The sequence below is a fragment of the Nocardia citri genome (genome assembly GCF_054065835.1).
The window spans coordinates 115,194-138,921 of record NZ_JBSUQM010000010.1 but is presented as its reverse complement, the minus strand read 5'-3'; the positions used below and the strand labels follow the sequence as shown (position 1 = coordinate 138,921).

At 67.0% G+C, this 23,728-nt stretch carries 22 protein-coding genes; 14 read left to right on the top strand and 8 right to left on the bottom strand.

Features of this window, described 5'->3' with window-relative positions; all coding sequences use genetic code 11:
* Positions 1-69: 69 nt before the first annotated feature.
* The 4 genes from ACW2Q0_RS16920 to ACW2Q0_RS16905 are packed head-to-tail and all read left to right on the top strand — an operon-like array spanning position 70 to position 3,261.
* Positions 70-426, top strand: coding sequence for a hypothetical protein (locus tag ACW2Q0_RS16920; protein ID WP_457191120.1), 357 nt, complete (start codon positions 70-72; stop codon positions 424-426).
* Positions 427-432: 6 nt separating this feature from the next.
* Positions 433-960, top strand: a complete 528-nt coding sequence (locus ACW2Q0_RS16915; protein ID WP_457191118.1) for a hypothetical protein — start codon at positions 433-435, stop codon at positions 958-960.
* Entirely contained in the window at positions 961-3,054 is a 2,094-nt protein-coding gene (locus tag ACW2Q0_RS16910; RefSeq protein ID WP_457191116.1) for an MMPL family transporter, read from the top strand.
* Positions 3,055-3,084: 30 nt separating this feature from the next.
* On the top strand, positions 3,085-3,261 hold the full coding sequence (locus ACW2Q0_RS16905) for a hypothetical protein (RefSeq protein ID WP_457191114.1): 177 nt from the start codon (positions 3,085-3,087) through the stop codon (positions 3,259-3,261).
* 4 nt (positions 3,262-3,265) lie between these two features.
* Here the strand turns inward: ACW2Q0_RS16905 and ACW2Q0_RS16900 are convergent, their stop codons facing one another.
* From ACW2Q0_RS16900 to ACW2Q0_RS16885, 4 genes are all read right to left on the bottom strand, one after another.
* A complete protein-coding gene (locus tag ACW2Q0_RS16900) occupies positions 3,266-4,078 on the bottom strand; it encodes a heme ABC transporter ATP-binding protein (protein ID WP_457191222.1) in 813 nt (270 codons plus the stop codon).
* A 133-nt stretch (positions 4,079-4,211) separates the two neighbouring features.
* Positions 4,212-5,285 (bottom strand): FecCD family ABC transporter permease, encoded by a 1,074-nt coding sequence (locus ACW2Q0_RS16895; protein WP_457191220.1) that lies wholly within the window; start codon positions 5,283-5,285, stop codon positions 4,212-4,214.
* A 38-nt stretch (positions 5,286-5,323) separates the two neighbouring features.
* Entirely contained in the window at positions 5,324-6,361 is a 1,038-nt protein-coding gene (locus ACW2Q0_RS16890; RefSeq protein WP_457191112.1) for a heme/hemin ABC transporter substrate-binding protein, read from the bottom strand.
* Positions 6,362-6,389: 28 nt separating this feature from the next.
* A complete protein-coding gene (locus ACW2Q0_RS16885) occupies positions 6,390-7,367 on the bottom strand; it encodes an aldo/keto reductase (protein ID WP_457191110.1) in 978 nt (325 codons plus the stop codon).
* A 237-nt stretch (positions 7,368-7,604) separates the two neighbouring features.
* Here ACW2Q0_RS16885 and ACW2Q0_RS16880 point away from each other — a divergent pair, with 237 nt between their 5' ends.
* The 4 genes from ACW2Q0_RS16880 to ACW2Q0_RS16865 all read left to right on the top strand — a co-directional run bounded on the left by ACW2Q0_RS16880 (position 7,605) and on the right by ACW2Q0_RS16865 (position 10,757).
* The gene (locus tag ACW2Q0_RS16880; protein ID WP_457191218.1) at positions 7,605-8,534 is read left to right on the top strand and encodes an undecaprenyl-diphosphate phosphatase; all 930 of its coding nucleotides are present in this window, start codon (positions 7,605-7,607) and stop codon (positions 8,532-8,534) included.
* Positions 8,535-8,550: 16 nt separating this feature from the next.
* On the top strand, positions 8,551-9,294 hold the full coding sequence (locus ACW2Q0_RS16875) for a histidine phosphatase family protein (protein WP_457191108.1): 744 nt from the start codon (positions 8,551-8,553) through the stop codon (positions 9,292-9,294).
* 83 nt (positions 9,295-9,377) lie between these two features.
* Positions 9,378-9,962: a DUF3090 domain-containing protein gene (locus tag ACW2Q0_RS16870; RefSeq protein WP_062993133.1), complete on the top strand. Its 585-nt coding sequence runs from the start codon at positions 9,378-9,380 to the stop codon at positions 9,960-9,962.
* Positions 9,963-9,965: 3 nt separating this feature from the next.
* The gene (locus ACW2Q0_RS16865) at positions 9,966-10,757 is read left to right on the top strand and encodes an SCO1664 family protein (protein ID WP_457191105.1); all 792 of its coding nucleotides are present in this window, start codon (positions 9,966-9,968) and stop codon (positions 10,755-10,757) included.
* A 248-nt stretch (positions 10,758-11,005) separates the two neighbouring features.
* Here ACW2Q0_RS16865 and ACW2Q0_RS16860 read toward each other — a convergent pair whose 3' ends face one another.
* The gene (locus ACW2Q0_RS16860) at positions 11,006-11,878 is read right to left on the bottom strand and encodes an LLM class flavin-dependent oxidoreductase (protein WP_457191103.1); all 873 of its coding nucleotides are present in this window, start codon (positions 11,876-11,878) and stop codon (positions 11,006-11,008) included.
* A 237-nt stretch (positions 11,879-12,115) separates the two neighbouring features.
* Here ACW2Q0_RS16860 and mshC point away from each other — a divergent pair, with 237 nt between their 5' ends.
* The 3 genes from mshC to ACW2Q0_RS16845 all read left to right on the top strand — a co-directional run bounded on the left by mshC (position 12,116) and on the right by ACW2Q0_RS16845 (position 15,513).
* Positions 12,116-13,360 (top strand): cysteine--1-D-myo-inosityl 2-amino-2-deoxy-alpha-D-glucopyranoside ligase, encoded by a 1,245-nt coding sequence (gene mshC / locus ACW2Q0_RS16855; RefSeq protein ID WP_457191101.1) that lies wholly within the window; start codon positions 12,116-12,118, stop codon positions 13,358-13,360.
* Positions 13,361-13,955: 595 nt separating this feature from the next.
* On the top strand, positions 13,956-14,663 hold the full coding sequence (locus ACW2Q0_RS16850; RefSeq protein WP_457191099.1) for a dienelactone hydrolase family protein: 708 nt from the start codon (positions 13,956-13,958) through the stop codon (positions 14,661-14,663).
* 280 nt (positions 14,664-14,943) lie between these two features.
* Entirely contained in the window at positions 14,944-15,513 is a 570-nt protein-coding gene (locus tag ACW2Q0_RS16845) for a TetR/AcrR family transcriptional regulator (RefSeq protein ID WP_457191097.1), read from the top strand.
* Here ACW2Q0_RS16845 and ACW2Q0_RS16840 read toward each other — a convergent pair.
* Positions 15,489-17,348, bottom strand: coding sequence for a Na+/H+ antiporter (locus ACW2Q0_RS16840; protein ID WP_457191095.1), 1,860 nt, complete (start codon positions 17,346-17,348; stop codon positions 15,489-15,491). The genes ACW2Q0_RS16845 and ACW2Q0_RS16840 overlap by 25 nt on opposite strands.
* Positions 17,349-17,484: 136 nt before the next feature.
* Between ACW2Q0_RS16840 and ACW2Q0_RS16835 the strand changes: the two genes are divergently transcribed.
* Complete coding sequence (locus tag ACW2Q0_RS16835; protein ID WP_457191093.1) at positions 17,485-18,375, top strand: alpha/beta fold hydrolase; 891 nt, start codon at positions 17,485-17,487, stop codon at positions 18,373-18,375.
* Between the two features lie 197 nt (positions 18,376-18,572).
* Here the strand turns inward: ACW2Q0_RS16835 and ACW2Q0_RS16830 are convergent, their stop codons facing one another.
* Both ACW2Q0_RS16830 and ACW2Q0_RS16825 read right to left on the bottom strand, forming a co-directional pair.
* The gene (locus ACW2Q0_RS16830) at positions 18,573-20,576 is read right to left on the bottom strand and encodes a glycoside hydrolase family 15 protein (RefSeq protein ID WP_457191216.1); all 2,004 of its coding nucleotides are present in this window, start codon (positions 20,574-20,576) and stop codon (positions 18,573-18,575) included.
* Positions 20,577-20,590: 14 nt separating this feature from the next.
* Positions 20,591-21,547: a LysR family transcriptional regulator gene (locus ACW2Q0_RS16825; RefSeq protein ID WP_457191091.1), complete on the bottom strand. Its 957-nt coding sequence runs from the start codon at positions 21,545-21,547 to the stop codon at positions 20,591-20,593.
* Positions 21,548-21,617: 70 nt separating this feature from the next.
* Between ACW2Q0_RS16825 and ACW2Q0_RS16820 the strand changes: the two genes are divergently transcribed.
* Positions 21,618-22,778, top strand: a complete 1,161-nt coding sequence (locus ACW2Q0_RS16820) for an XdhC family protein (protein ID WP_457191089.1) — start codon at positions 21,618-21,620, stop codon at positions 22,776-22,778.
* Between the two features lie 58 nt (positions 22,779-22,836).
* A complete protein-coding gene (locus ACW2Q0_RS16815) occupies positions 22,837-23,727 on the top strand; it encodes an FAD binding domain-containing protein (RefSeq protein WP_457191087.1) in 891 nt (296 codons plus the stop codon).
* Position 23,728: the final 1 nt, after the last annotated feature.

Genomic DNA, 23,728 nt, shown 5'->3' with positions numbered 1-23,728 from the left:
GCCGACGGAGAATGTCGGTGATCAGAGTTACCGTTGATTTGAAATAGTGTCCAATTCAGGGAGAGCCGGTTGAAAGCCGACCATCCATCGGGATTTGCCATCGATGACATAACCGTTGGTCCGTTTGCTCATGGATTCGGCACCACAGCCGACGGTCGGCCGTATGCCTTCCGCACGGTCCGTTCCACCGTGGAACTGGAGATCTACCGCGCCGACCTCGACAGTGATGTTCCCGGACCGGAGGATGTGGTCGCGGTCGCCCAGGCCCGCGTCACCGATATCGACCTCGACGACGAACGCAGCGTCATCGCGCTGGTGCGCGACATGATTCCGGATGCCGAGCCGGTGGCGCCGGCCCCGGATCGTGATATGACAACCGTGCGGGCCCTGCTGGGCCGGATCAGTTCGGTCATCGATGGTATGTAGATGGTGATGGCAACGACACGATTCGCCCGCTCCGCGCTCACCGCGGCCACCCTCGTCGCGGTGGCCGCAGCGTGCAGCACGGGACCTGACGAAGCCGCGGTCGATGCCGCGCGTTCCTCGGCCAATGCCTCGCTGTCGTCCTCGATCGCGGCGTCCTCGAGCGCCGCGCACCGACCGCTGCCGACGGCCGCCGAACTGGATGCGCAGATCAAACGTGCCCTTGATCCCGCACTGCCCGACTCCGAACGCACCGACCTCATCGAGGACGGCGACGCCTTCCGCGACGCCATCCCGGATATGTACAAGGCACTGCAGGACAATCCGCGCGCCATCTACGGCGTCACCGATCCGGTCTTTGACAACCGAGACGGCACACTGACCGCGACCATGCGGCTGGACAAGGACGGCACCGGCACCGCGGTCCGCACCACCGTCGTGCATTTCGTGCTGCTCGACGGCAAGTGGAAGATCTCGCGCACCGACCTGTGCGGCATCTTGCGCTCGGCCGACTACCACACCCCGGCCTGCGGCTGAATGATCGAATCCGGTTCGCTGCGATGGGGGCTTCTCATCCACCGTCACCGCTACCTGGTGCTGGGCATCGCCATTGTCGCGGTGCTGCTTTCGGGCTGGTATGGCCGAGATCTGGCGGACCGGCTGACCCAGGAGGGCTGGTTCGACGAGAGCAGTGAATCGGTGGCCGCCGCCAAGATCGCCGATCGAACCTTCGGCCGCGACACCGACAGCGACATCATCCTGCTCTACACCACGCCCGCGGGCATGACCGTCGACGACCCGATGGTGCGCGCCGCGGTGACCAATTCGCTGAAGCAACTGCGCATTGGTCACCCCGACCGGATCCAGAAGATCGACAGCTATTGGGACAGCCCCTTCGCCGCGCAGGCCACCGACGCCTCGCACACCCATGCCTTCGCCAGCGTCGGATTGCGCGGTGAAGGCACTGCGACAGTCGAGAACTACGCGGCGATCGAGGGTGAGCTCGGCGCGGGGCGCGCGGGCGGCGGCCCCGGCGGTACCACGGTGCAGCTGGCCGGGCTGCAGCCCATTGTCGAGGGCATCAACCAGGGCATGCAGGACGATATTCGCCGGGCCGAGATCATCGCGCTGCCGATCGTGGCGATCCTGCTGTACTTCGTTTTCGGTGGGGTGATCGGGGCGCTGCTGCCGGTGCTGATCGGCGCGATGACGGTACTCGGCACCCAGGGCACCATCCGTCTGCTCACCGATCACATCGAGGTCAACGTCTTCGCCAGTGCGGTGGTCACGCTGGTGAGTTTGGGGTTGGCGATCGACTACGGGCTGTTCACCGTGACCCGGTTCCGGGAGGAGTTGGCCGCCGGGCACAGCGTCGAGGATGCGACGGCGCGCACCGTCGCTACGGCCGGGCGAACTGTACTGTTCTCGGCCGCGATCATCGCGATCAGCCTGGCGGGGTTGTTCATCTTCCCGAATGGGGTGCTGCGATCGGTGCCCTTGGGCGGCATCAGTTCGGTGCTGCTCGCGGCGCTGCTGTCGGTAACGGCGCTGCCGGCGGTGCTGAGCATTGTCGGGCGGCGGATCGACCTGTGGGGTTGGCATCGCTTCTCGCGCACCAGGACAGAGGCGCAGATCGACGCCGGATTCTTCTCGCGGTTGGCGGTGCGTGCGATGCGGCGGCCGTGGGCGGTGGTGGTGCCGATCGTGCTCGGACTGCTGGCGTTGATCATTCCGATTCGCAGTATCGAATTCGGCGGGATCAGCGAACGGTATCTGTCCGAACACAATCCGGCGCGGGTCGCGCAGGAACGGTTCGACGCGTTGTTCCCGAGTTTTCGCACCGAGCCGATCAAATTGGTGGTGGTGGGCGCGAATCCGCAGCAGCTCAGCGATATTCGCTATGAGGCCAGCCGGATTCCCGGTCTGACCGGTCGTTTCGAACCCGCTGCGCCGACCGAGGACGGGATCAATGTGCTCGATGCCGGTCTCGCCGACAAGCGCAACGCGGACGCGGTGATCGATGCGCTGCGAGCGATTCCCGAACCCGGCGGCGTGGATGTCATGGTGACCGGTGTGCCCGCGCTCGAGCGCGACAGCATCAACGGGTTGCTCGTGCGACTACCGTTGCTGGTCGGGCTGCTGGCGGCTGCGGCATTGGTGATGTTGTATCTGGCATTTGGTTCGATCGTCTTGGCGCTCGAGGCCGTTTTGATGAGCGCATTGAGTTTGGCCTCCACTGTGGGCGTGCTCACCTGGGTGTTCGTCGAGGGGCACGGGGCCGGGATCTTCGACTTCACGCCCGGACCGCTGATGTTCGCGGTGCTGGCGCTCATCGTGACGGTGGTGTTCGGGCTGTCCACCGACTACGAGGTGTTCCTGCTGTCGCGGATGGCCGAGGCGCGCGCGGACGGCGCGTCGCCGCCGGCGGCTATCCGGTCCGGTATCGCCCACACCGGCGGTGTAATCACTTCCGCCGCAGCGATTCTCATCGTGGTGACGGGCGCGTTCGGCTTCTCCGATCTGGTGTTGATGAAGTACATCGCCTACGGCATGATCGCGGCGCTGGTCCTGGACGCGTCGGTGGTCCGCATGCTGTTGACGCCCGCGGTGTTGAAGCTGATCTGGCGCTGACTGCTCCCTGAGTGGTCGAGAGGATCGAAAATGACAGCGCGCAAAGGCGCGAATCCGGCCCTGATGTTTTTGCTGGAGCTGGGAGCGCTTGCCGGAGCGGCTTTCTGGGGCTTCACCTTCGACGTGAACTCCATCGACCGACTGTTCGCAGCCGAATCCGAACGCTCACGAGTCGTCGGCCCCGCAGAACTTGTCGCAGTACGGTGACGACTCAGCGACGGACCGGCAGGACAAGTTGGGCGCCGGTCACCGGGTGGTCGAGGACTTCGACCGGGTGCTGATAGACACGGGTGAGGAGTTCGGTGGTGAGAACTTTGCGGGGTGGGCCGTCGGCGGCGATGCGGCCGGATTCCAGGACGGCGACGCGGTCGGCGTAGGCGGCGGCGATGCCGAGGTCGTGCAGGACGACGACCACGGCGGTGCCCGCGGTGGCGCGGGCGGTGGCCAGGTGCAGCACCGATTCCTGGTGGCCCAGGTCCAGGGCGGCGGTGGGTTCGTCAAGGAGCAGGGTCGCGGTGTCCTGAGCGAGGACGCGGGCCAGGGCCACGCGGGCGCGTTCACCACCGGAGAGCGTGGGAAATGCCCGGGCGGCAAGGTGTTCCACGTCAGCGGCGGACATGGCGGCGGCGATCCGTTCGTCATCGAGGGTGTGCTGATCGGTCCGCACCCAGGGCGCACGCCCCATCGCGACCACCTCGCGAGCGGTGAACGGAAATCCGACGGTGTGGCTCTGCGGCAATACTGCCCGGCGTCGCGCCATATCCAGATGCGACCAGTGGCCCAGTGCCTGCCCATCCAGTTCGATCGTGCCCTCGCTCGGCTCCAGTTCACCCGCGAGCGCTGCCAACAGCGTCGATTTACCCGCTCCGTTCGGCCCCACCAATGCCACGATCTCGCCGGCCACCACGTCGAAGTCGACGGCTTCGAGGACCCTGCGCGTACGCGCTCCCGAAGCACCACGACGGTCGACGCTGACACCGCTGGCCCGCAACGTCACCGCGCCGCGCTTCGGCGCCACCGGCATCTCGTGGGTCCGGGCGAACACCGAACGCAAACCCTCCAGCACCGCGCTCACACCGGCACCACGCTGGGTGACTGATCGTGAGGCCACTTGCGGAACCCATGCGGATCGTTTGGGCCCCAAGCGATTTCGCGGCTCATGCCCAACCTCCCGCACGAGCGCGGGTGCGGCGCAGGAGCCAGAAGAAGAAGGGGCCGCCGATGAGGGAGGTGAGCATGCCGAGGGGGAGGTCGGCATTGTGGACCAGGGAGCGGGCGGCGACGTCGGCGGCGAGGAGTACGACCGCGCCGACGATGGCGCTCAACGGGATCAGGATGCGGTGGGCAGGTCCGACCAGCATGCGGACCACATGCGGCACGATCAGTCCGACGAACAGCACGATGCCGGTGAAGGCGACGCCCGCTGTCGCGAGGACGGCGACCACGACGATGACATTGCGCCGCAAGCGTTCCACGTCGACACCGAGGTGAGCCGCGGCGGATTCACCGAGCGAGAGCAGATCCAGGCGGGGCGCGATGAGCACCGCGGCGAGAATGCCGAATGCCGCCAGCGCAGCGACGACGCGCACGGCATCCCAGGTGGCTCCGTTGAGACTGCCCAACTGCCAGAACACGATCTGATCGCGGGCCGCGGGGGTCGCGATGAACAGCAGGAAGGCGATCAATCCACCGGCGAAGGCATTGATGGCGACACCGGTCAGCACCAGCGTGACCACCTCGGTGCGCCCGTTCGAGCGCGAGAGCAGATATACCAGCGATGTGGTCAACAGCCCTGCCGCGAATGCGGCCGCCGCCACCGACCACGCCGCCACGAACGCACCGCCCACCACGATCACCGTGCCCGCACCGACCGCCGCTCCCGCCGACACTCCGATCACACCCGGCTCGGCGAGCGGATTGGCGAACACCCCCTGCAACAATGCGCCCGCTGTCGCCAATGCGGCGCCCACCAGGATCGCGAGCACTACGCGCGGGAACCGCACCTGCCACAACGTCACTTCACCGGCCGGATGCGCGGGCATCGGTCCCCAATCCAATCCGATCCGATGCAACACACTGCCTGCGACCTCGGCAGGTGTCGTCGGCACCTGCCCGATCGCGGCCGACGCCAACGCCAACATCACCAACCCGGCCACCGCGACCGCGAACGCGATCGTGATCCGCGACCAACCCCGAGATTTCGGCGAAACCGGATGCGGACTGTGCGGCATGGCCGAGTCGGTCGCGGTTGCCCCCGTTATCTTTTCGCTCATGCGGGCTTGGTACCGTAGACGGCCGCGCTGAGGGCGGCGATCACCCGGCCGGTGTTCGGGCCGAAGCTCAACACCACCGAATCGGCCATATCGACCACGCGCTTGTTGCGCCCCGCGGGTGTCTGCGCGATACCGGGCACCTTTTCCAGCCCGTCGACGCCACCGACCGACTTCAGCCCGTCCGACATCACCAGCACAACGTCGGGGGCGGCCGCGATCATGGCCTCGCTGGTGATCGAGACGAACGGCTCGCTCAACCCTGCCGCCGTACCCGCATCGCGCGCGCCGAGCGCGGCGATGAGGGCGTCGGCGCCGGAGCCGGGTCCGGCGAGCATGGTGATGGCGGTGCTGCGCAGGTAGAGGAAGGCGATGGTGAGGGGTTTGTCCTGCTTGGGCACCGCGGCACTGGCGGCGGCGATTTCGTCGCGGGTGCGCTGCGCCAGGGTTTGGCCGCGATCGGGTACGCCGAGCGCGGCGGCGACGGCCTCGATCTGTGGCACCACACCGTCCATGGTGCGCTGCGGATCGAAGTAGACGACGGTCACTCCGGCCGCGCGCAACTGTTCGCGCACCTGCGGCGCGGCGCTGGTGCTGTCGGTGAGAAATACCGAAGGACGCAGTGCCAGTATGGATTCCACGTTCAGCGAACCGCTGCCACCGGTCACGATGGGGAGATTCGCCACCGCGGGAAACCCGGCCGCGGTGCTGCGGCCGACCAGTTTGGCGCCCATGCCCAGCGCCCAGACCGTTTGCGCGAGTGTGCCGAAGCGGTCCGCGGCGATGATCCGGCCGGCATCGGTGACCGTGACCTCGGTACCGTCGAACGACCGGACGGTCGCGGGCAGCGTGGGCGTGGGTTCGGGCCCGATCGGCACCGGATCGAGGTTCTCCAGTTTCGCGGTGGCCGGCCCGCGTCCGCTGTCGCTCGTGGCATCGCTGCCGGTACCGCAGGCCGTACCCAACACCAGGGTCAGTGCCAGCACGGCCAGAAGCGAACGCACCCCACCGGATCGGACACGGCCGAGAAACCTCATGCAGGTAAGGCTAGCCTCTCTCATCGATTCACCCTGCCGCGCGGGCGCTGACATCGTCGAGCGCCGCCGCGATCGCACGCGGCAATTCCAACGTTTCGGCGGCGAGCACTCCGGTGAGCTGCCCGATATCGCGCGCGCCCACGATCATGCTCGCGATGCCAGGACGGTCCCGGATCCAGGCCAGGGCGACGGCCAAGGGCGAGGTGGCCAGTCCGTCGGCGGCGGTCACCAGCGCCTCGACGACCCGCGTCGCGTGATCGTCGAGGCGATGCCGGATCTCGGCGGCGGTCGCCTCATCCGCGCCACGCGAATCGGCGGGCACCCCATCGCGGTATTTGCCGGTGAGAATGCCCCCGGCCAGCGGTGCGGTGGCGAACAGCCCCACCCCGTGATGTTGGGTGGCCGGAATGAAATCGGTTTCGGTGTCACGGGTCAGCAATGAGTACGGGGTCTGCGCGACGGTGATGGGCGCGACCGCGGCGAGGCTGGCGACCTGCCAGGCATTGAACCCGCGCGCACCCGCGTAGCGGACGCGTCCGGAGCGCACGGCGAAATCCAGGGTGGCCGCGACCTCGTCGAGCGGGGTCGCCGGATCCCAGGCCGCGACATGCCAGATATCGAGATAGTCGGTGCCCAGTTCGAGCAGCGTCCGATCGAGCTGGCGCAGCAGCGCGCGACGCGAGGTGTCCACGGACGGACGCACCGGCTCCGGCTCGGGCACGGTCGGATCGACCGGTGCGGGCGTGATCCGCGGCGCGACACCCGCGCAGCCACTGAGTACCAAATCGTCGCGGGAGACCAGATCGCCGAGCAATTCGGCCAGAATCCGTTGTGCCGCACCACCGGCGTAGGCGGGGGAGGTATCGACCAGCGTGCCGCCCGCCTCGGCGAACGCCACCAACTGCACTGCCGCATCGTCGGTATCGGTATGCGCACCCCAGGTGTGGGTCGCAAGTCCTATCCGGGACACCCGTAGGCCGCTGCGGCCGACCGTCCGCTGTTCCATCACCGTGTCCGCGCAATCGTCACGGCGCCAAGCCTAGAGCGTGGACACCCAACTCGACGCCCGCCAGCACCGTGGGTCGCACCGTCGAGCCGGGCACGCCGCCGCCGACTCGACACTGTACTGTCGCTGCGTGATTGCGGCGGTGGTCGCAGCGATGCGATCGATCGCCGGACCAATTGCCCAGTAGGAATCCACATTTCGGGCGGAAATGGAGGCTGGTTCGTGGTCGGCGAGTCGATGACCTGGGTGCAGGCCTTGGTTCTTGGTCTGGTGCAGGGTCTCACGGAGTTTCTGCCGATCTCCTCCTCGGCGCATCTGCGCATCGTGTCGTCGGTGTTCTTCGGCGACGACGCGGGCGCCTCGTTCACCGCCGTCACCCAGCTGGGCACCGAGGCGGCGGTGCTGGTGTTCTTCGCCAAAGACATCTGGCGGATCATCGTGGCGTGGTTCGCGGGCCTGCGCGATCGGCTGACCAAACGTAGGCAGCCGGAGCTGCCGCTGCACGACCAGCCAACCATGCGCCTTCCGGTCATCACCGCCGAGCACACGCGCGTCCTGGACGAGCAGGCCCAGCGTGAACTCGATTACCGTATCGGCTGGTATGTGATCATCGCGACGATCCCGATCGGCGTGCTGGGGTTGCTGTTCAAGGATCAGATCCGCACCGGTGCCCGCAATCTGTGGCTGGTGTCGTTCATGCTGGTCGCGTTCGCGCTGGTCATCGCGGCTGGTGAGTACTACGGACGCAAGATCCGTCCGATCGAGCAGCTGAGCACCCGCGACGGTCTGATCATGGGTCTCGCGCAATGTCTGGCCTTGATCCCGGGTGTGTCGCGTTCGGGTGCAACCGCGACGGCGGGTCTGTTCCTCGGGCTGGAGCGCGAAGCTGCCGTGCGGTTCTCGTTTCTGCTGGCTATTCCCGCGGTGACCGCGTCGGGTCTGTTCAGCCTGCCCGACGCGTTCGAACCGGCGGGTGAGGGCCTCAACGCCAGCGGCGCGCAGCTGCTGGTCGCGACGATTCTGGCGTTCGTCGTCGGGTACGCCTCGGTGGCGTGGCTGTTGAAATTCGTCGGCAAACACTCCTTGGACTGGTTCGTCGGCTACCGCATCGCACTCGGGCTGACGGTCATGGGCTTGCTCGCCGGCGGAGTGGTGTCGGCGACATGATCGTTAGGCTGGTGCCATGACCGTGATCCTGCTGCGGCACGGTGTTTCGACTTCGAACACCGCCCGCACCCTCGCCGGGCGTAGCGCTGGCGTCGATCTGACCGAACAAGGCAATACCCAAGCCCGCGCGGTCGCCGAACGGCTCGCCGCCCTACCGATCGAGTACATCGTGCATTCGCCGCTGCTGCGCTGTCAGCGCACGATCGCGCCGCTCGCGGAAAAACTCGGCCTGGAGCCGGAATCCGAGGATCGCCTGATCGAGGTCGACTACGGCGACTGGACCGGCAAGGCGATCGCGGATCTGCTGAGCGAACCGCTGTGGAACGTGGTGCAGCGGCATGCCTCCGGCGCGGTCTTTCCCAGCGGCGAGGGGCTGGCACAGGTGCAGATCCGTGCGGTGGGCGCGGTGCGCGAACACGATCGACGGTTCGCCGAAAAGGCCGGTCACGATGTGTTGTGGGTGGCGTGCACGCACGGTGACGTGATCAAATCCGTGCTTGCCGACGCGCTCGGGCTGCACCTCGACGGCTTCCAGCGCATCGTGGTGGAACCCGCCTCGCTCAGCATCGTGCGCTACACCCCGACCGCGCCGTACGTGGTTCGACTCAACGACACCGGGTCGGATTTGTCCGGTTTAGCAAGCAAACCGCAGCGACCCGCCTCGGATTCCGAGGCTGCCGCAGTCCCCGACGCCGGTCCGGTTCCTGGTGGCGAGCTGGGTGGTACCCCGAGTGCGGATAATGGGAATGCGGAGCGTTGAGATTCCTTGTAAACGAGTAGGTGGCGTGTTGCGGAGTCCAACGCCGCGGATAGTCGATCAGGGTCACGTATCAGGAGGTGCAGATGTCTCGCGCAATCCATGTATTTCGCACCCCCGATCGTTTTGTCGCCGGGACCGTCGGTGAGCCGGGCGATCGCGCGTTCTACCTGCAGGCTGTGCAGGAACCGCGAGTGGTCAGCGTGTTACTGGAGAAGCAACAGGTCAAGGTGCTCGCCGACCGGATGGGTCTGCTGCTCGACGAGGTCGCGCGCCGCTTCGGTGCCGAGGTGCCGCCGCAGGCCGAAGACATCTCCGACAGCGACCCCCTGGTGACTCCTATCGACGCCGAGTTCCGGGTCGGCACCATGGGCCTGGGCTGGGACGCCGACGCGGGTGCGGTAGTGGTGGAACTGCTGGCGATCACCGAAACCGAGGTCGACGAATCGGTGGTGCTCGACGACACCGAGGAGGGTCCCGATGCCGTTCGGGTGTTCCTGACCCCGATCCAGGCGCGGGAGTTCGCGTTGCGCTCGACCCGCGTGATCGCTGCGGGCCGGCCGCCGTGCCCGCTGTGCGGGGAACCACTCTCAGCGCGCGGGCATATGTGTGTGCGAACCAACGGATACAAGCGCGGGGATATTTTCGGCGCGGCCGAGCTAGAGGAGTAGTCCGTGGCCGAGCCTCGGTGGCACACTGCGGAATTGACGGTGATCGGGCGGGTGACGACCGCGAGCAATATCACCCTCGTCTGCGATGCGGACAGCTCCGATGGTGTTCGCGTGGTCTACAAGCCGGTGCGCGGGGAGCAGCCGCTGTGGGATTTCCCGGACGGCACCCTGGCCGGGCGCGAGGTGGCTTCGTATCGCGTGTCGGATGCGCTGGGCTGGGGCGTGATTCCGGAGACAATCTTGCGTGATGGCCCCTACGGGCCGGGCATGGTGCAGCGGTGGGTGGAGTCGGTGGACAACCACACCGATCAGGGCGACCGGCTCGATCTGGTCGATCTGGTGCCGTTGGGCGCGGTACCGGACGGGTTCTGCGAGGTGCTGCGCGCCGAGGATCCGGCCGGTAACGAGGTGTCGCTGATCCATGCCGACGATCCGCGGCTGCAGCGGATGGCGGTGCTGGATGTGCTGCTCAACAATGCCGACCGCAAGGGCGGGCACGCGTTGGAAGGTGTCGACGGGCAGGTCTACGGCGTCGACCACGGCATCTGCCTGCACCGTGAGCACAAGTTGCGCACAGTGCTGTGGGGGTGGGCGGGTAAACCCATCTGCGACGGGCTGATGGCCGATATCGCCGCCTTCGCCGAAGAGCTACCAGGCGCGCTCGCCGATGATCTCGCTGCGCATATCACCGACGCCGAGATCGAGGCGCTCGGCGACCGCGCACACCAGTTGCTGGACAATCCGGTGATGCCGATGCCGAGGACCTCGCGGCCGATTCCGTGGCCCGCGTTCTGAGGCGAGTGTCGCCGCGATAGCCGACCGTGCCGTATTGCATCGGATGCCGAGGTGCACAGGATGCTTTACGCGAAGACGGGCGTCGAGCGGCGACCACAGATGAGTACCTTGACCTGCGGATCCGAGACATGACTCGCCGCGGGCGACCGTGAACTGCATCCCGCTCACGACCCGCCGCGCGAGCTCGATACGCGATCCCTCGGTCGTCCCACGCTCGGGCGATCGGAAGGCTCCGGCTCGCACCGAGCTCAGCCCACCCGCGGACGGACCTCGGTTCCGGCGAAGCGAACGAATTCGATCAGATCCGGATCGTCGTCGGTGGGTTCGAGGACTACCGCGTCGGCGCCCGCCTCGACGTAGCGGCAAACGGCGTCGGCGATGACCTGCGCCTCGCCCGCGACGCCTGCCTCGGGCGGGTGCTCGCCGCAATTGCGTTGCTGGGCGGCGGCGAGGCGTTCGCCGGCATTCGGGCCGGTGGTCGCGAGCAGGTTGACGACGAGCCGATGTGGGTCGGTGCGTGCGGCTTTCGCGCGGCCTTCCGCGATGCGCGCACGGGCGGCGCGGACACCGTCGGAGGTGGTTCGCGAGGTGAGGATGGTGGCGTCGGCGAGTTCACCGGACAGTCGCAGTGTTTGAGGGCCGGTGGCGGCGGCGGTTATCGGTGGGGGTGCGGTGGGCGGCCAGTTCAGGGCGACATTGTCCAGGTGTACGTATCGGCCTGCGACACTGACCTTCTCACCGTTCAGCAGAGCGCGCAGCGCACCCAGTTGTTCCCGCAGCAGCGTCATCGGTGATTCGACCCGCGCACCGATCTGTCCCATCCAGTTCTGCACGCCGTGCCCGAAGCCCGGCATCACCCGGCCCGGATGCAGCCGCAGCAGCGCCGCCACCTCCATGGCGGTGAGCGCGACATTGCGCAGCGGCACCGGCATGACTCCGATCCCGACGCGCACCCGCTCGGTCCGCGCCAACACCGTTGCGGCACTGGCGATCCCACCGCCCCAGAAGCAGTCCTCCCACAACCACAGTTCTTCGAGACCGCTGTCTTCGGCCGCGGCTGCCACCGCGAGCAAATGTTCTGGGGCAAGTTGGGGCATCGACACCGCACCGAGAACACTCATCCGACCAACCTAGCGCGATCCCACTCGGCCCGGCCGAGTTCGGGCACTCGCGGCTCGCGGCAGAATCCGCGACAGTGATCTACGCCACTCATATCAATTCGATCCGCCAGACGGGAAGTGTTGACTTCCGGTTTCTGCGACATCGGGGCAGGTCAGATCAGGGGTGGTGCCCCGACGGCCGACCGTTCGGAGCGGGGCGGGGCGCAATGGCCGCCGCCACACCTTTACCCTCGAATCATGCAGTCCTGGTCCGATACCGCCCTACCGACCATTCCCGGAGCAGGGCCACCGTTGCGGTTGTACGACACCGCCGACCGGCAAGTTCGCCCGGTGACCCCTGGCCCTACGGCCACCATGTACGTCTGCGGGATCACCCCCTATGACGCCACCCATCTCGGGCATGCCGCCACCTACCTGACCTTCGACCTGGTCAACCGGTTGTGGCGCGATGCGGGCCACGAGGTGCACTACGTGCAGAACGTCACCGACGTCGACGATCCGCTGTTCGAGCGCGCCGACCGCGACGGTGTGGACTGGCGCGATCTGGGCACCCGCGAGATCAATCTGTTCCGCGAGGACATGTCGGCCCTGCGCATCGTGCCACCTCGCGACTATATCGGCGCCGTGGAATCGGTCGACGAGGTCGTCGAGTTCGTGCAGAAGCTGCTGGCCTCGGGTGCGGCGTACACGGTCGACGATGTCGAATATCCCGATATCTATTTCCGCGCCGATGCCACCGAACAGTTCGGCTACGAATCCGGCTACGACCGGGCAACTATGGAGCGGCTGTTCGCCGAGCGCGGTGGCGATCCGGACCGTCCGGGCAAACGCGACACCATCGACGCGCTGCTGTGGCGCGCCGCGCGTCCCGGCGAGCCGTCGTGGCCGGCGCCATTCGGTGCGGGCCGACCCGGCTGGCATATCGAGTGTGCGGCGATCGCACTCAACCGTGTCGGACCCGAATTCGATATCCAGGGCGGCGGCAGCGACCTGATCTACCCGCACCACGAATATTCCGCCGCGCACGCGGAGGCCGTGATCGCGGGTCGCCGCTTCGCCCGCCACTACGTGCACGCCGGTCTCATCGGGCTGGACGGCGAGAAGATGTCGAAGTCGCGCGGCAATTTGGTGCTCGTCTCCACACTGCGCGCAGCGGGTGTCGACCCCGCCGCCATCCGCCTCGGACTGCTGGCCGGTCACTACCGCCAAGACCGGATGTGGACCGACGCTGTCCTCGCCGAGGCCACCGCGCGCTTGGACCTGTGGCGCCGAGCCACCGCCCGCAACCGCGGGCCCGCCGCCGAAGACACCGTCGCCCGCCTCCGCCAACACCTGGCCGACGACCTCGACACCCCGAAAGCCCTTGCAGCCGTGGACAACTGGGCTAACCAGGTCCTGAACTACGGTGGCCAGGATCCTGCGGCCCCGGCGTTGCTGGCAACCGCCGTAGACGCTCTGCTGGGCGTACAGCTGTCGACCTGATCGGGTTCGGAGTGAACCTCGCCGCGTCCCACCCGTGACATTCGCCGGACGGGCGTCGCGCTGGACCTGCCCGCCTCGGCCGACACCAAATCCTCTGCGATCGGGCGCGTGGTGGCGAAAATGCATGTGGTGGGAGATGGTTCCAGGGCGGCGGCAGGGGCGCCTGGGGACCGTGTTCGAACAGTCGATCCGTGATGTTGTCCACGGGGCATGATGGGGCCGTGGTCCGCGCCCGGCGCTGGGACGGCATTGGCGGCGAGGCGGTTACAGGCCTCGGCGCCGCATGCGGATCCGCGGACCGTGGCGGCGCGAGTACGGTTCTGCGGGGCCGACGTCGTGGATCCGGGTACCGGTGCGGTGCGATCGGGTGGTGCTGTCCGTGGCGGGCTGCACGACCTACGCATTCGTGATCGCCAAGTCGGTTCCGCTCGAACACCGCTAGCCCCGTCGAAGCCCCGCGCCGAGGCGTGCAGGCATGCAAACCAGCCGCGGCCACGACGCCAGGTATCCGATCAACTGCGAAGTCCGCCTTGCGCCATAGGACTCGCCAGGCGATAGCTGTACACGTCTGGGACAGTGACCTACATTACTGGGAATGAACACCATCGAACTCGACGCACCAGACGGCGCCCTCGAGGCGATCCTGGCCCACCCGAGCGGGGACGGTCCGTGGCCCGGAGTCGTGGTGCTCCACGATGGTGTCGCCTTCGGCCGGGATCTGCGCGGCAATGTCGAAATGCTCACCGACTACGGCTATCTCACGATTGCCCCGAATTTGTTCGCCAATGGCCGGGTGCGCTGTATCCGTGCGGTGATGCGCTCGCTCGTCTTCACCGGCGAGAGCCCGACGATCCGGGAGATCCTCGCCGCCCGCGACCGGCTCGTCGCCGATCCCGACTGCACCGGCAAGACCGCAGTCATCGGCTTCTGCATGGGCGGTGGCTTCGCTTTGCTCACCGCGCCAATGGGTTTCGACGCCGCCGCACCGTTCTATCCGGGCCTCTACGGTGACTACCGCGCCCAACTCGACGGCGCCTGCCCAGTGGTGGCCAGCTACGCCGCGCTCGACCCCTCACTCGTCGGCGCCGGCCGCAAGCTCGATCGCGCGCTGACCGATCTCGGCGTCGAACACGACATCAAAACCTATCCGGGCACCACGCACGGCTTCGCGAACGTCTTCGGCATCGACCCGGTCCTGCGGGTTGCCGGTCTCGGCTACGACGCCGATGCCACCCGCGACGCCTGGCACCGCATCTTCGCGTTCTTCGACAAACACCTGACAGCGGCCACCGGATCGAAGTAACGCGTCTGCCTGCTCATTCCCCGCGAAACCGTGGCGCACGCTTGTCGGCGAACGCGCGCGGCCGTTCGCGCGCGTCCGCGCCGGCGACGATCGGCAGAAGTAGCCCACCCCGGCCCGCCCATTCCCATGCTGGCACTACATGTTTGCGCCGTTCACCGGTGCTTGCGCGGCGCGGCGACGCCAGCGCATGGACTTCGTCAGGGTTTCAGCGCGACGGCGATACGATGAGGTACTGTCTGGTCCTGCGCTTTGCCCGCACGAACAGAAACGGCACCTGCGAATGTCACGAGTGCTCACCAAGGAGCAGTACTTCGACACGGCTCTGGAGGTGTTGGCCGAACTCGGCTTCAAAGGCCTCAATATCGGTCTGCTGTGCCGTCGGCTCGGTGTCACCAGCGGTTCGTTCTACCACCATTTCGGCAGCTGGCGGGGTTTCGTGGACGCGCTGCTCGAACATTGGGAGAACCGTCAGGTCATCATCCTGCGCACACTGAACTTCAACCAGGGCAATCCCGATGACGACATCCGCGCCATGTCCGATCTCGCCTCGGGCCTGCACCATGCCGCCGAGGCCGCGATCCGCGCCTGGGCCGCCAATGACGAATCGGTGAATCTGGCGCTCGAGCGGGTCGACCAATCGCGCCGCCGCACCGTACACAAGGCCATCAAAGGCGTTGTGGGCGATGAGGAGACGACCGCGGTGGTTACCGCGCTCGGCATGTCGATGCTGATCGGATACCAGCAGATCGCCGACGGTGGGGAAACCATTTCCCTGGACCAGTTACTGGCCCAGTACGCGCGGTTGATCTACTCCCACGCTCGCCGTCAGCCGAGTAGCTCGTCGACGTAGCACCACCGCCATGCCTCGCCCGGTTCCACGCTGCGCATCACCGGATGTCCGGTGCTGCCATAGTGTTTGGTCGCGTGATTGCCCACCGAGGAGTCACAGCAGGCGATGTGGCCGCAGGTCAGGCACATGCGCAGATGCACCCAGGTGTACCCCTCGGCGATGCATTCCCGGCATTCGTCGGGTTCGGCGGGCTCACGCACCAGTGGCGCGTCCTGCAGGTGCGCGCAGGTGTCGGCTGCGGCGGGCGCGGCGAGCGGTTCGATGCGCTCCTCTTCGGTTTCGTCATAGCGGTCGATCATCGATTCCTCGAGATCGAGCTGGGACAGCACATACTGCAGGATCTCGTAGTCCGCGCCGCCCGCATCTCGTACGCGCAGCACCGTTTCCCGTTCCGCGCGCAGCATCTCCAGGCGCAGCCGACGATATTCGGCCGTCGGCGTCGCCAGTTCCGCTTCCGAGCGGCCCAGGCGTTCCCAGGCCGCGTTGGTCTTCCAGGTGACCCGATCGCGCAGTGACTCGATGACGCTCTGTGGCGTATCGGGGGTGATGTGTTCGTCCAGTTCGGCTAGTCCGGCCGCGGTGGCCTGCTGCAGCAGATTCGCCTTTTGCAGTGCGTTTTCCGCGCGACTCGGACCGCGCACATGCAGCCGCCGCACCACCCACGGCAGCGAAGTCCCTTGCAGCAGAAGCGTTCCCGCGACCACGACGAGCGCGAGCAGTTTGAGCACCGGCAGTTGCGGGGTGTCGGCGGGCAGCAGCAGCGCCGCCGCCAGGGTGACCACCCCGCGCATGCCCGCCCACGACACCACCAGCGGATGACTCAGCGGCACATCGGTATTCGACAATCCGAGCTTGCGCGAGAGCGTCGCGACCGGGAACACCCACAGTGGCCGCGAAAGCATCGCCGCCAGCATGACCGCCACCGCCGCCACGATCAGGGTGGTGTGGTCGAGGCCACTGCCCCACGCGCCCTCGATGATCGCGCGCATCTGCAGCCCGATCATCAGGAAGACGACGCTTTCCAGGATGAATTGGATGGTGCCCCAATTGATGCGTTCGGCGATCCGGGAGGCCGCGCTCTGCCACACCGGCGCGCCATGACCCAGCACCATGCCACAGGTCACCACCGCGATCACACCGGAGGCCTTGATCCCCTCGGCGGGCAGATAGGCCGCGAACGGCGCCAGGAATGACAGCGTGGTGTCCAGCACCGGATCGGTGATGCGCCGCCGCAGCATCGCCAGCAGATAGGCGACCACGATGCCCACCGCCGCACCACCGCCCGCGGCGAGCAGGAAGTCACCACCGGCCTTCCACACCGACACCGTGCCCGCGGCCGCCGCGATCGCGGTACGCACGGTGACCAGCGCGGTCGCGTCGTTGAACATCGACTCGTCTTCGAGGATGGTGACGATCCGCCGCGGCATGCCGATGCGCCGCGCGATCCCGGTCGCGGCGACCGCGTCGGTCGGCGCGACCACCGCGCCCAGGGCCACCGCCACCGCGAAAGGCACCGGCAGCAGCCACCACACCACCGCCGCGACCGTGAAGGTGCTGAACAGCACCAACCCCACCGACAGCAGCGTGATGGTGCGCGCATTGGCCCGGAAATCGACCAGGGAGGTGCGGATCGCGGAGGTATAGAGCAGCGGCGGCAGGAAACCCAGCAGAATGACCTCGGGATCCGGGTGGACCTGGGGAACATGCGGCACATATGACGCAACCACCCCGGCCATCGTCAAAACCAGCGGTTCGGATATCCCGAAGCGGCGCGCGAGCGCCGCGAGCGACGCCGCGGACGCGACGAGAACAACGAGGCCGATCGCGACATGCACAGTGGCATTCTCGCAGAGCAAACACCCGGCTCGAAAAGACCATGCGGTATGTGACACGGACGCCGTAATCGGTTCCCCGGAACGGCGGTGGCGGTAGCGTTCGCGCGCAATAGTTGTCGGCACAAAGGAGGTAGACATGGAAGAGTTTGCGTCCTGGCGGGCGAACGGCCGGCGCCACACCCACCGCGGCCATCAGATCTTCTGGCAGGACAGCACCGGTGACGGTGCCGGGAATCTGCTCTGCATCCACGGTTTCCTCACCGCGTCCTGGGACTGGCACGCGATTTGGCCGGGCCTGCGCGGGCGGTTCGCGCGGCTCATCGCCCCGGATATGATCGGCTTCGGCTGGTCGGCCAAACCCCGCCATTACGACTACCGGATCGCCGATCAGGCCGATCTCCACGAGAACCTGCTGCGTGAGCAGGGGATTTCCCGCGTTCACATCCTGGCCCACGATTACGGCGATACCGTCGCCCAAGAGTTGCTGGCGCGCGCCGCACAGCGCCACGCCGACGGCGATGAATCCCTGGTGATCGAGTCGGTGTGCCTGCTCAACGGCGGACTATTTCCGGAGACCCACCGGGCGCGCCCAGCGCAGAAGGTGCTGGCGAGTCCGCTGGGACCACTGGTCGGGGGATTCGGCGCCGAGCGGGTCTTCCGCCGCAGCCTCGCCGGGGTCTTCGGTCCCGACACCCGCCCCAGTGCCCACGAGCTCGACCAGTACTGGATCCTGTGGTGCAGTAAGCACGGCAAAAGCAACGGCCACAAGCTGATTCGCTATATGAGCGAACGTAAGGCGAACCGGGAGCGCTGGGTGGGCGCACTGGTCGACACGACGGTTCCGGTGCGGCTCATCGATGGACTGCTCGACCCGGCGTCGGGGGCGCATATGGTGCGCCGCTATCGCGAGCTCATTCCGGACCCGGATGTAGTCGAGTTGCCGAAGGTCGGCCATTATCCCCAGCTCGAAGCGCCGAAGGAGACCCTGGCCGCGGTACTGGATTTCCACACCAGCCGCGTGCGATAGACACGCACCCCGGCGGCATGGGGTGTCCCATACTGTGGCTACATGGCAGCGGTGACCGCGACGGGTGTGCCGTCGGTGAGGGCCGCGTTCGGCCGCGTCGGCGGGATATATGAGGGCCGTGCCGCGATCACGGCCCTTCACCATCGCCGGTTCTGGACTCGTATCGTGCGAGGCGGCGCGGATCTGCCGACCACTGATCAGCGGTGCATATATCCCAGGGTGAACGCTGCGTCGTCCAGTCGTGGGGCGATCGATTCGCCGCCGAGCGCCTGCCGCAATATGGTTTGTTCGTCCTGGATGACGTGCATCACGGCGTTGATCAGGGCGAGGTGGGTGAACGCCTGGGGAAAGTTTCCCCAGTGCCGACCGGTCCGGGGGTCGATCTCCTCGGCGTAGAGGCCCAGTGGGCTTGCGTAGGCGAGCAGTTTCTCACACAGCTGTTTGGCTCGTGTCTTCTCGCCGATCTCCGACAGCGCCGAGACCAGCCAGAACGAGCAGATCGTGAAAGCACCCTCCTCGCCCGCGCAGCCATCGTCGGTTTCACCGACGCGGTACCGCAAGACGAGGCCGTCTTCGGTCAGTTCGTCGGCGATGGCCAACACCGTGTTGCGCACCCGGTCGTCGTCAGGGGGCAGGAAACGAACCAGCGGGATGAGCAGGGTCGAAGCATCCAGTGCCGTGCTGCCGTAATACTGGGTGAATACCCGCCGGGAATCGAGGGCGTGAGCGCAGATATCGGCGCGGATGTCGTCTGCGGCCTGCCGCCAGCGATTCGCGCGTTCGAGGTCCTGGTGGATGCGAGCCAGCCGGGCGCCGCGATCAGCGGCAACCCAACACATCACCTTGCTGGAAGTGAAGTGCCGGGGCTGCCCACGTACTTCCCAGATGCCGTGGTCGGGCTCGCGCCAGTAGGTGAGGGCGCTTTTGACCGCTCGGCTCAGCACCAGCCACGACCGCGCGTCGATTTGGTCCTGGTTGCGCGCGTAGAGATACACCGCGTCCAACGCAGCGCCCCACACATCGTGCTGGCGTTGCCGGTACGCGTCGTTGCCGATGCGCACGGGCCCGGCATTTTCGTAACCGCGCAGATGGCTGAGGGTCTGCTCGGTGAGGTCGCTTTCGCCACCGATGCCGTAGACGATCTGCATGTCCCGGACGTCTTCGGTCAAGCTGATGATGTAGGAGAAGAAGTCGTTGGCCTCCCAGCTGAAGCCCAGCGAGTACAGGCCCCACAGCGCGAACGCGGAATCGCGTATCCACGAGTATCGATAGTCCCAATTACGTTGTCCGCCTGGCGTTTCGGGCAATGACGTGGTGGCGGCGGCGCTGATGGCGCCGGTCGGCGCGAAGGTCAGCCCCTTGAGAGTCAGCGCGCTGCGGGTGAGCTGGGCGGCCCACGGATGGTCCGGAAACCGCCCGCCGGCCAGCCAGTGCCGCCAGTGGTGGATTGTCTGCAGCAGCCGTTCATCGGCCTCGTCGACGGCGCGGGGCGCGGCACAACTTCCCCACGACAGCGCGCAAAAACGGGTATCACCCGCCTTCAGCAGGGTGCGGGCAAGCGCGTGCGTCCGTTCCAGCCCCAGGCGCATATCGGTGCTCAGCGTGAGCTCCAGATCGATCCCGTCGGCGCTGGCCTGCGCGAGGTGGTAGCTGTCGAGGTACTCCCAATGCGCGCGATGCCTGCCGTAGTCGAAGGACGGCTGGCAGTCGAGCGCGAACTGGATTTGCCCGGTCTCACAGTGCACCGTCCGCAGCAGAATGTGCTCGGCGTCGTAGTCGGTGGGGGTTCGACAGTGGGCGCTGCGGCCGGGTGTCTGGTGTCGCCAGGGCCCGACCAGCAGCACATCGCGGACCGTCGCCCACCCGTCGCCACTGCGCCAACTCGTCTCCATGACCATCGTGCCAGGGACGTAGCGGCGATCGGTGGGCACCATGAAGTCCGCGGGAGCAAACCGAAACGAACCGGCGGAACGATCGAGGACGGCTGCGAAGACACTGGGGGAGTCCATGCGCGGCAGACACATCCATTCGACGGTCCCGCTGGGGGCGATCAGCGCGGTGACCTCACAGTCGGAGATGAAACCATAGTCGTCGATCCGTGGGAACGCCGTGAGCTGCGGTGTGCGTTCGATGTCGTCGTCCATGTGTCGCTCCATCGTCATCTGGGGGCTGACTCCGAGTTTCGCCGCGCCGTATTCCATCGCGGTGCCCGCGGTCAACTCCACAACGTCACATGCACTTTCGGGCGGAACCGCGTGACGCCGACGCCGGACCCTCGGATCATCGCCTGGGTGCAGCGCGGGGTGGTGATGAACCGCAGCAGTTCCGACACCGCGGGCTGGCGGGTATCGGGCGGCAGGGTGGTCGCGCACCATTCATCCGATATCTGAAGGCCGGGGCCTTTGATGTGGCTCAACCGGCCGGTCGCGAGGTCGGAGGAGACAGCGAAGCCGATCGTCGGCGTGATGCCCCCGACACAGCGGACCTCTTCGAGGGCGGCGGCATCGCTTTGGAAGATCCGCTGGTGTGATTCGGGAATCGCCAACTCGCGCAACATCTTCGCGATGTGCCCGTCGACGCTGCCCGCGCTGGGGCCCAGCATCCACTGCTGTTCTCGCAGCAGCGCTGGATGCGGTGTGACCTCGGCCAGCGGGCTGTCGGGTCGCGCGACCGAAATGATCTGATACTTCAGGAACGGCCGGGCGGTGATGGTCGTGTCGCTACCCACCGGTCCGGGCCCCAACGCGATATCGACCGCACGGGACTCGATCAGGCTGCGGAACTGGCTGGTGGGATGCACACTCAGCTCGACCGACAGATCCTCGGCCCGCGCCGCGAACAGGTCGATGAGGCCGGGCGCGGCATGTTCGGCGAACGCACTCGATGCCGCGATACGCAGCAACCGTCGACCGTGCGCCGCCTCGCTCACCTCGATGGCGGTCTGGCGTTGCAGTCCGAGAATCTCGATCGCCCGGCTGGCCAAGCGCAGCCCGCCGGGTGTGAAAGCCAGACCCGCCGCCGCGCGGGTGAACAGTGGGTCGTCGAGTTCCTTGCGCAGCTGGGCGATATGCATCGAAACACCGGCATCCGACATCCCCAGCTCTCTGGCCGCCGCACGCACGGAGCCGAGCCGCACCACGGTCGAATAGGCCCGAAGCTGGGCGGGCGTCACAATCCGAGTCTACTTTGGAGGTGGACGCAGCGTCGCCGACCGCAGCGCGTCTGGAGGACGAGGACGCATCATGCAGGACGTGCTCACGGATCTGATGACAACATGGAACACCGGGGGCACAGCTGGAGTCGCGACGGTCGTGCGGACCTTCCGTTCATCGCCGCGACCGCCCGGTGCGGCCATGGTCGTCGCCCCGGACGGGACCGTCGGCGGCTCGGTCTCCGGTGGCTGCGTGGAGGGCGCGGTCTACGAACTCGCCACCGACGTCATCCGAACCGGCTGCCCGGTGCTGCAGCGGTACGGCTTCTCCGATGAAGACGCGTTCGCGATCGGTCTGACCTGCGGCGGCATCATCGACATCTTCGTCGAACCGATCTCGCGGCAAACATTTCCGGAACTCGCCGCGATCGCCGCGGACATCACCGACCACCGACCGGTCGCGATCGCGACCGTCATCGAGCACCCCGACACCACCCGGGTGGGACACCGGTTGCTGATCCGGCCCAGCGATGCGCACGGCACATTGGGGTCCGCGCGCGCCGACGACGCGGTCATCGATGACGCACGCGGGCTGCTCGCGGCAGGCCGTACCGAAGTGCTGTCCTACGGTCCGGACGGGCAGCGTCGCGGCGAGGGCATGGGTGTTTTCGTCGCCAGCTACGCCCGACAGCCGCGGATGCTGGTGTTCGGGGCGATCGATTTCGCTGCCGCCCTCGCCCAGCAGGGATCGTTCCTCGGCTACCGGGTGACGGTGTGCGACGCGCGGCCGGTCTTCGCCACCTCCGCCCGGTTCCCGACCGCGGACGAGGTGGTCGTCGACTGGCCGCACCGTTATCTGGCCGCGCAGATCGCGACCGACGCGGTCGATTCGCAGACCGTGGTCTGCGTGCTGACCCACGATCCCAAGTTCGACGTTCCCCTGCTCGAGGTGGCACTGCGCGCACCGGAGATCGGCTATGTGGGCGCGATGGGGTCACGCCGCACGCATGACGAGCGGCTGGGCCGGTTGCGACAAGCCGGTCTCACCGACGAGCAACTCGCCCGACTCGCCAGCCCGATCGGGCTGGACCTGGGCGGGCGCACACCGGAAGAGACAGCGGTTTCCATCGCGGCCGAGATCATCGCGCGGCGCTGGGGCGGACACGGCGTATCACTGACCACAACCGGCGGGCGGATCCATCACACGACCAGTGTGAACAGCGAATTAAGTGATTACTTGAATCGGTATTGACGGCCACATCGGCAGGGCAGAGGCTAACCTTTGTTCCCGCAAACGTGAGGTCGATCACATGCAAGTTCCTGGGCCCTTCGAATACGAGCGCGCAACAGGGGTGGATCACGCCATCGGACTACTGGACCGACTCGGGCCGGAGGCGCGCATCGTCGCGGGCGGGCACAGCCTGCTACCGATGATGAAGCTGCGCCTGGCCAATCCGGAATATCTCATCGACATCAACGACCTGGCTGCCGAACTCGGATACATCGTCACCGATCCGACCCTGGTGCGTATCGGCGCGATGGTCCGGCATCGGCATGTACTGGAATCCGCCGATCTCGCCGAGGTGTGCCCGATCTTCCGCGACGCCGAACGGGTGATCGCCGACCCGGTCGTGCGCAACCGCGGCACCATCGGCGGCTCGCTATGCCAGGCCGATCCCGCCGAAGATCTCTGCACGGTCTGCACGGTCCTCGGCGCCACCTGCCTGGTGCGCGGACCGTCCGGCGACCGGGAGATCGCGATGGACGAGTTCCTGGTCGGTCCCTACGAAACCGCCATGTCGCACAACGAACTTCTGATCGAGATCCGAATTCCGGTGCGGCATCGGACCTCGAGCGCCTACGCGAAGGTGGAGCGCCGGGTCGGCGACTGGGCGATCGCGGCATCCGGTGCGACGGTGACCCTACGCGACGAGGCGATAACGGCCGCGCGGATCGGTCTGACAGCGGTCAACCCCGATCCGGCGGCGCTGGCCGCCGCAGCGGACGTGCTCCTCGGTGAGCCACCCACCGAGGAGGTTTTCGCCGCGGCCGGCCACCGGGCGAGCGCGGCGTGCGCACCTGTCTCCGACGCGCGCGGCAGCGCGGACTACAAACGCCATCTCGCATCCGAACTGACCATTCGCGTGCTGCGCACCGCGGTCGGGCGCGTACTGAATCACCCTGCGCTGGAAGGGAATTAGT

Bases quoted from the DNA above. Each gene is read 5' to 3' on its own strand.
- ACW2Q0_RS16915 (WP_457191118.1), top strand. From the start codon at position 433: ATGGCAACGACACGATTCGCCCGCTCCGCGCTCACCGCGGCCACCCTC.
- ACW2Q0_RS16910 (WP_457191116.1), top strand. From the start codon at position 961: ATGATCGAATCCGGTTCGCTGCGATGGGGGCTTCTCATCCACCGTCAC.
- ACW2Q0_RS16905 (WP_457191114.1), top strand. From the start codon at position 3,085: ATGACAGCGCGCAAAGGCGCGAATCCGGCCCTGATGTTTTTGCTGGAG.
- ACW2Q0_RS16900 (WP_457191222.1), bottom strand. From the start codon at position 4,078: ATGCCGGTGGCGCCGAAGCGCGGCGCGGTGACGTTGCGGGCCAGCGGT.
- ACW2Q0_RS16895 (WP_457191220.1), bottom strand. From the start codon at position 5,285: ATGCCGCACAGTCCGCATCCGGTTTCGCCGAAATCTCGGGGTTGGTCG.
- ACW2Q0_RS16890 (WP_457191112.1), bottom strand. From the start codon at position 6,361: ATGAGGTTTCTCGGCCGTGTCCGATCCGGTGGGGTGCGTTCGCTTCTG.
- ACW2Q0_RS16885 (WP_457191110.1), bottom strand. From the start codon at position 7,367: ATGGAACAGCGGACGGTCGGCCGCAGCGGCCTACGGGTGTCCCGGATA.
- ACW2Q0_RS16880 (WP_457191218.1), top strand. From the start codon at position 7,605: ATGACCTGGGTGCAGGCCTTGGTTCTTGGTCTGGTGCAGGGTCTCACG.
- ACW2Q0_RS16875 (WP_457191108.1), top strand. From the start codon at position 8,551: ATGACCGTGATCCTGCTGCGGCACGGTGTTTCGACTTCGAACACCGCC.
- ACW2Q0_RS16870 (WP_062993133.1), top strand. From the start codon at position 9,378: ATGTCTCGCGCAATCCATGTATTTCGCACCCCCGATCGTTTTGTCGCC.
- ACW2Q0_RS16860 (WP_457191103.1), bottom strand. From the start codon at position 11,878: ATGAGTGTTCTCGGTGCGGTGTCGATGCCCCAACTTGCCCCAGAACAT.
- mshC (WP_457191101.1), top strand. From the start codon at position 12,116: ATGCAGTCCTGGTCCGATACCGCCCTACCGACCATTCCCGGAGCAGGG.
- ACW2Q0_RS16850 (WP_457191099.1), top strand. From the start codon at position 13,956: ATGAACACCATCGAACTCGACGCACCAGACGGCGCCCTCGAGGCGATC.
- ACW2Q0_RS16845 (WP_457191097.1), top strand. From the start codon at position 14,944: ATGTCACGAGTGCTCACCAAGGAGCAGTACTTCGACACGGCTCTGGAG.
- ACW2Q0_RS16835 (WP_457191093.1), top strand. From the start codon at position 17,485: ATGGAAGAGTTTGCGTCCTGGCGGGCGAACGGCCGGCGCCACACCCAC.
- ACW2Q0_RS16830 (WP_457191216.1), bottom strand. From the start codon at position 20,576: ATGGAATACGGCGCGGCGAAACTCGGAGTCAGCCCCCAGATGACGATG.
- ACW2Q0_RS16820 (WP_457191089.1), top strand. From the start codon at position 21,618: ATGCAGGACGTGCTCACGGATCTGATGACAACATGGAACACCGGGGGC.
- ACW2Q0_RS16815 (WP_457191087.1), top strand. From the start codon at position 22,837: ATGCAAGTTCCTGGGCCCTTCGAATACGAGCGCGCAACAGGGGTGGAT.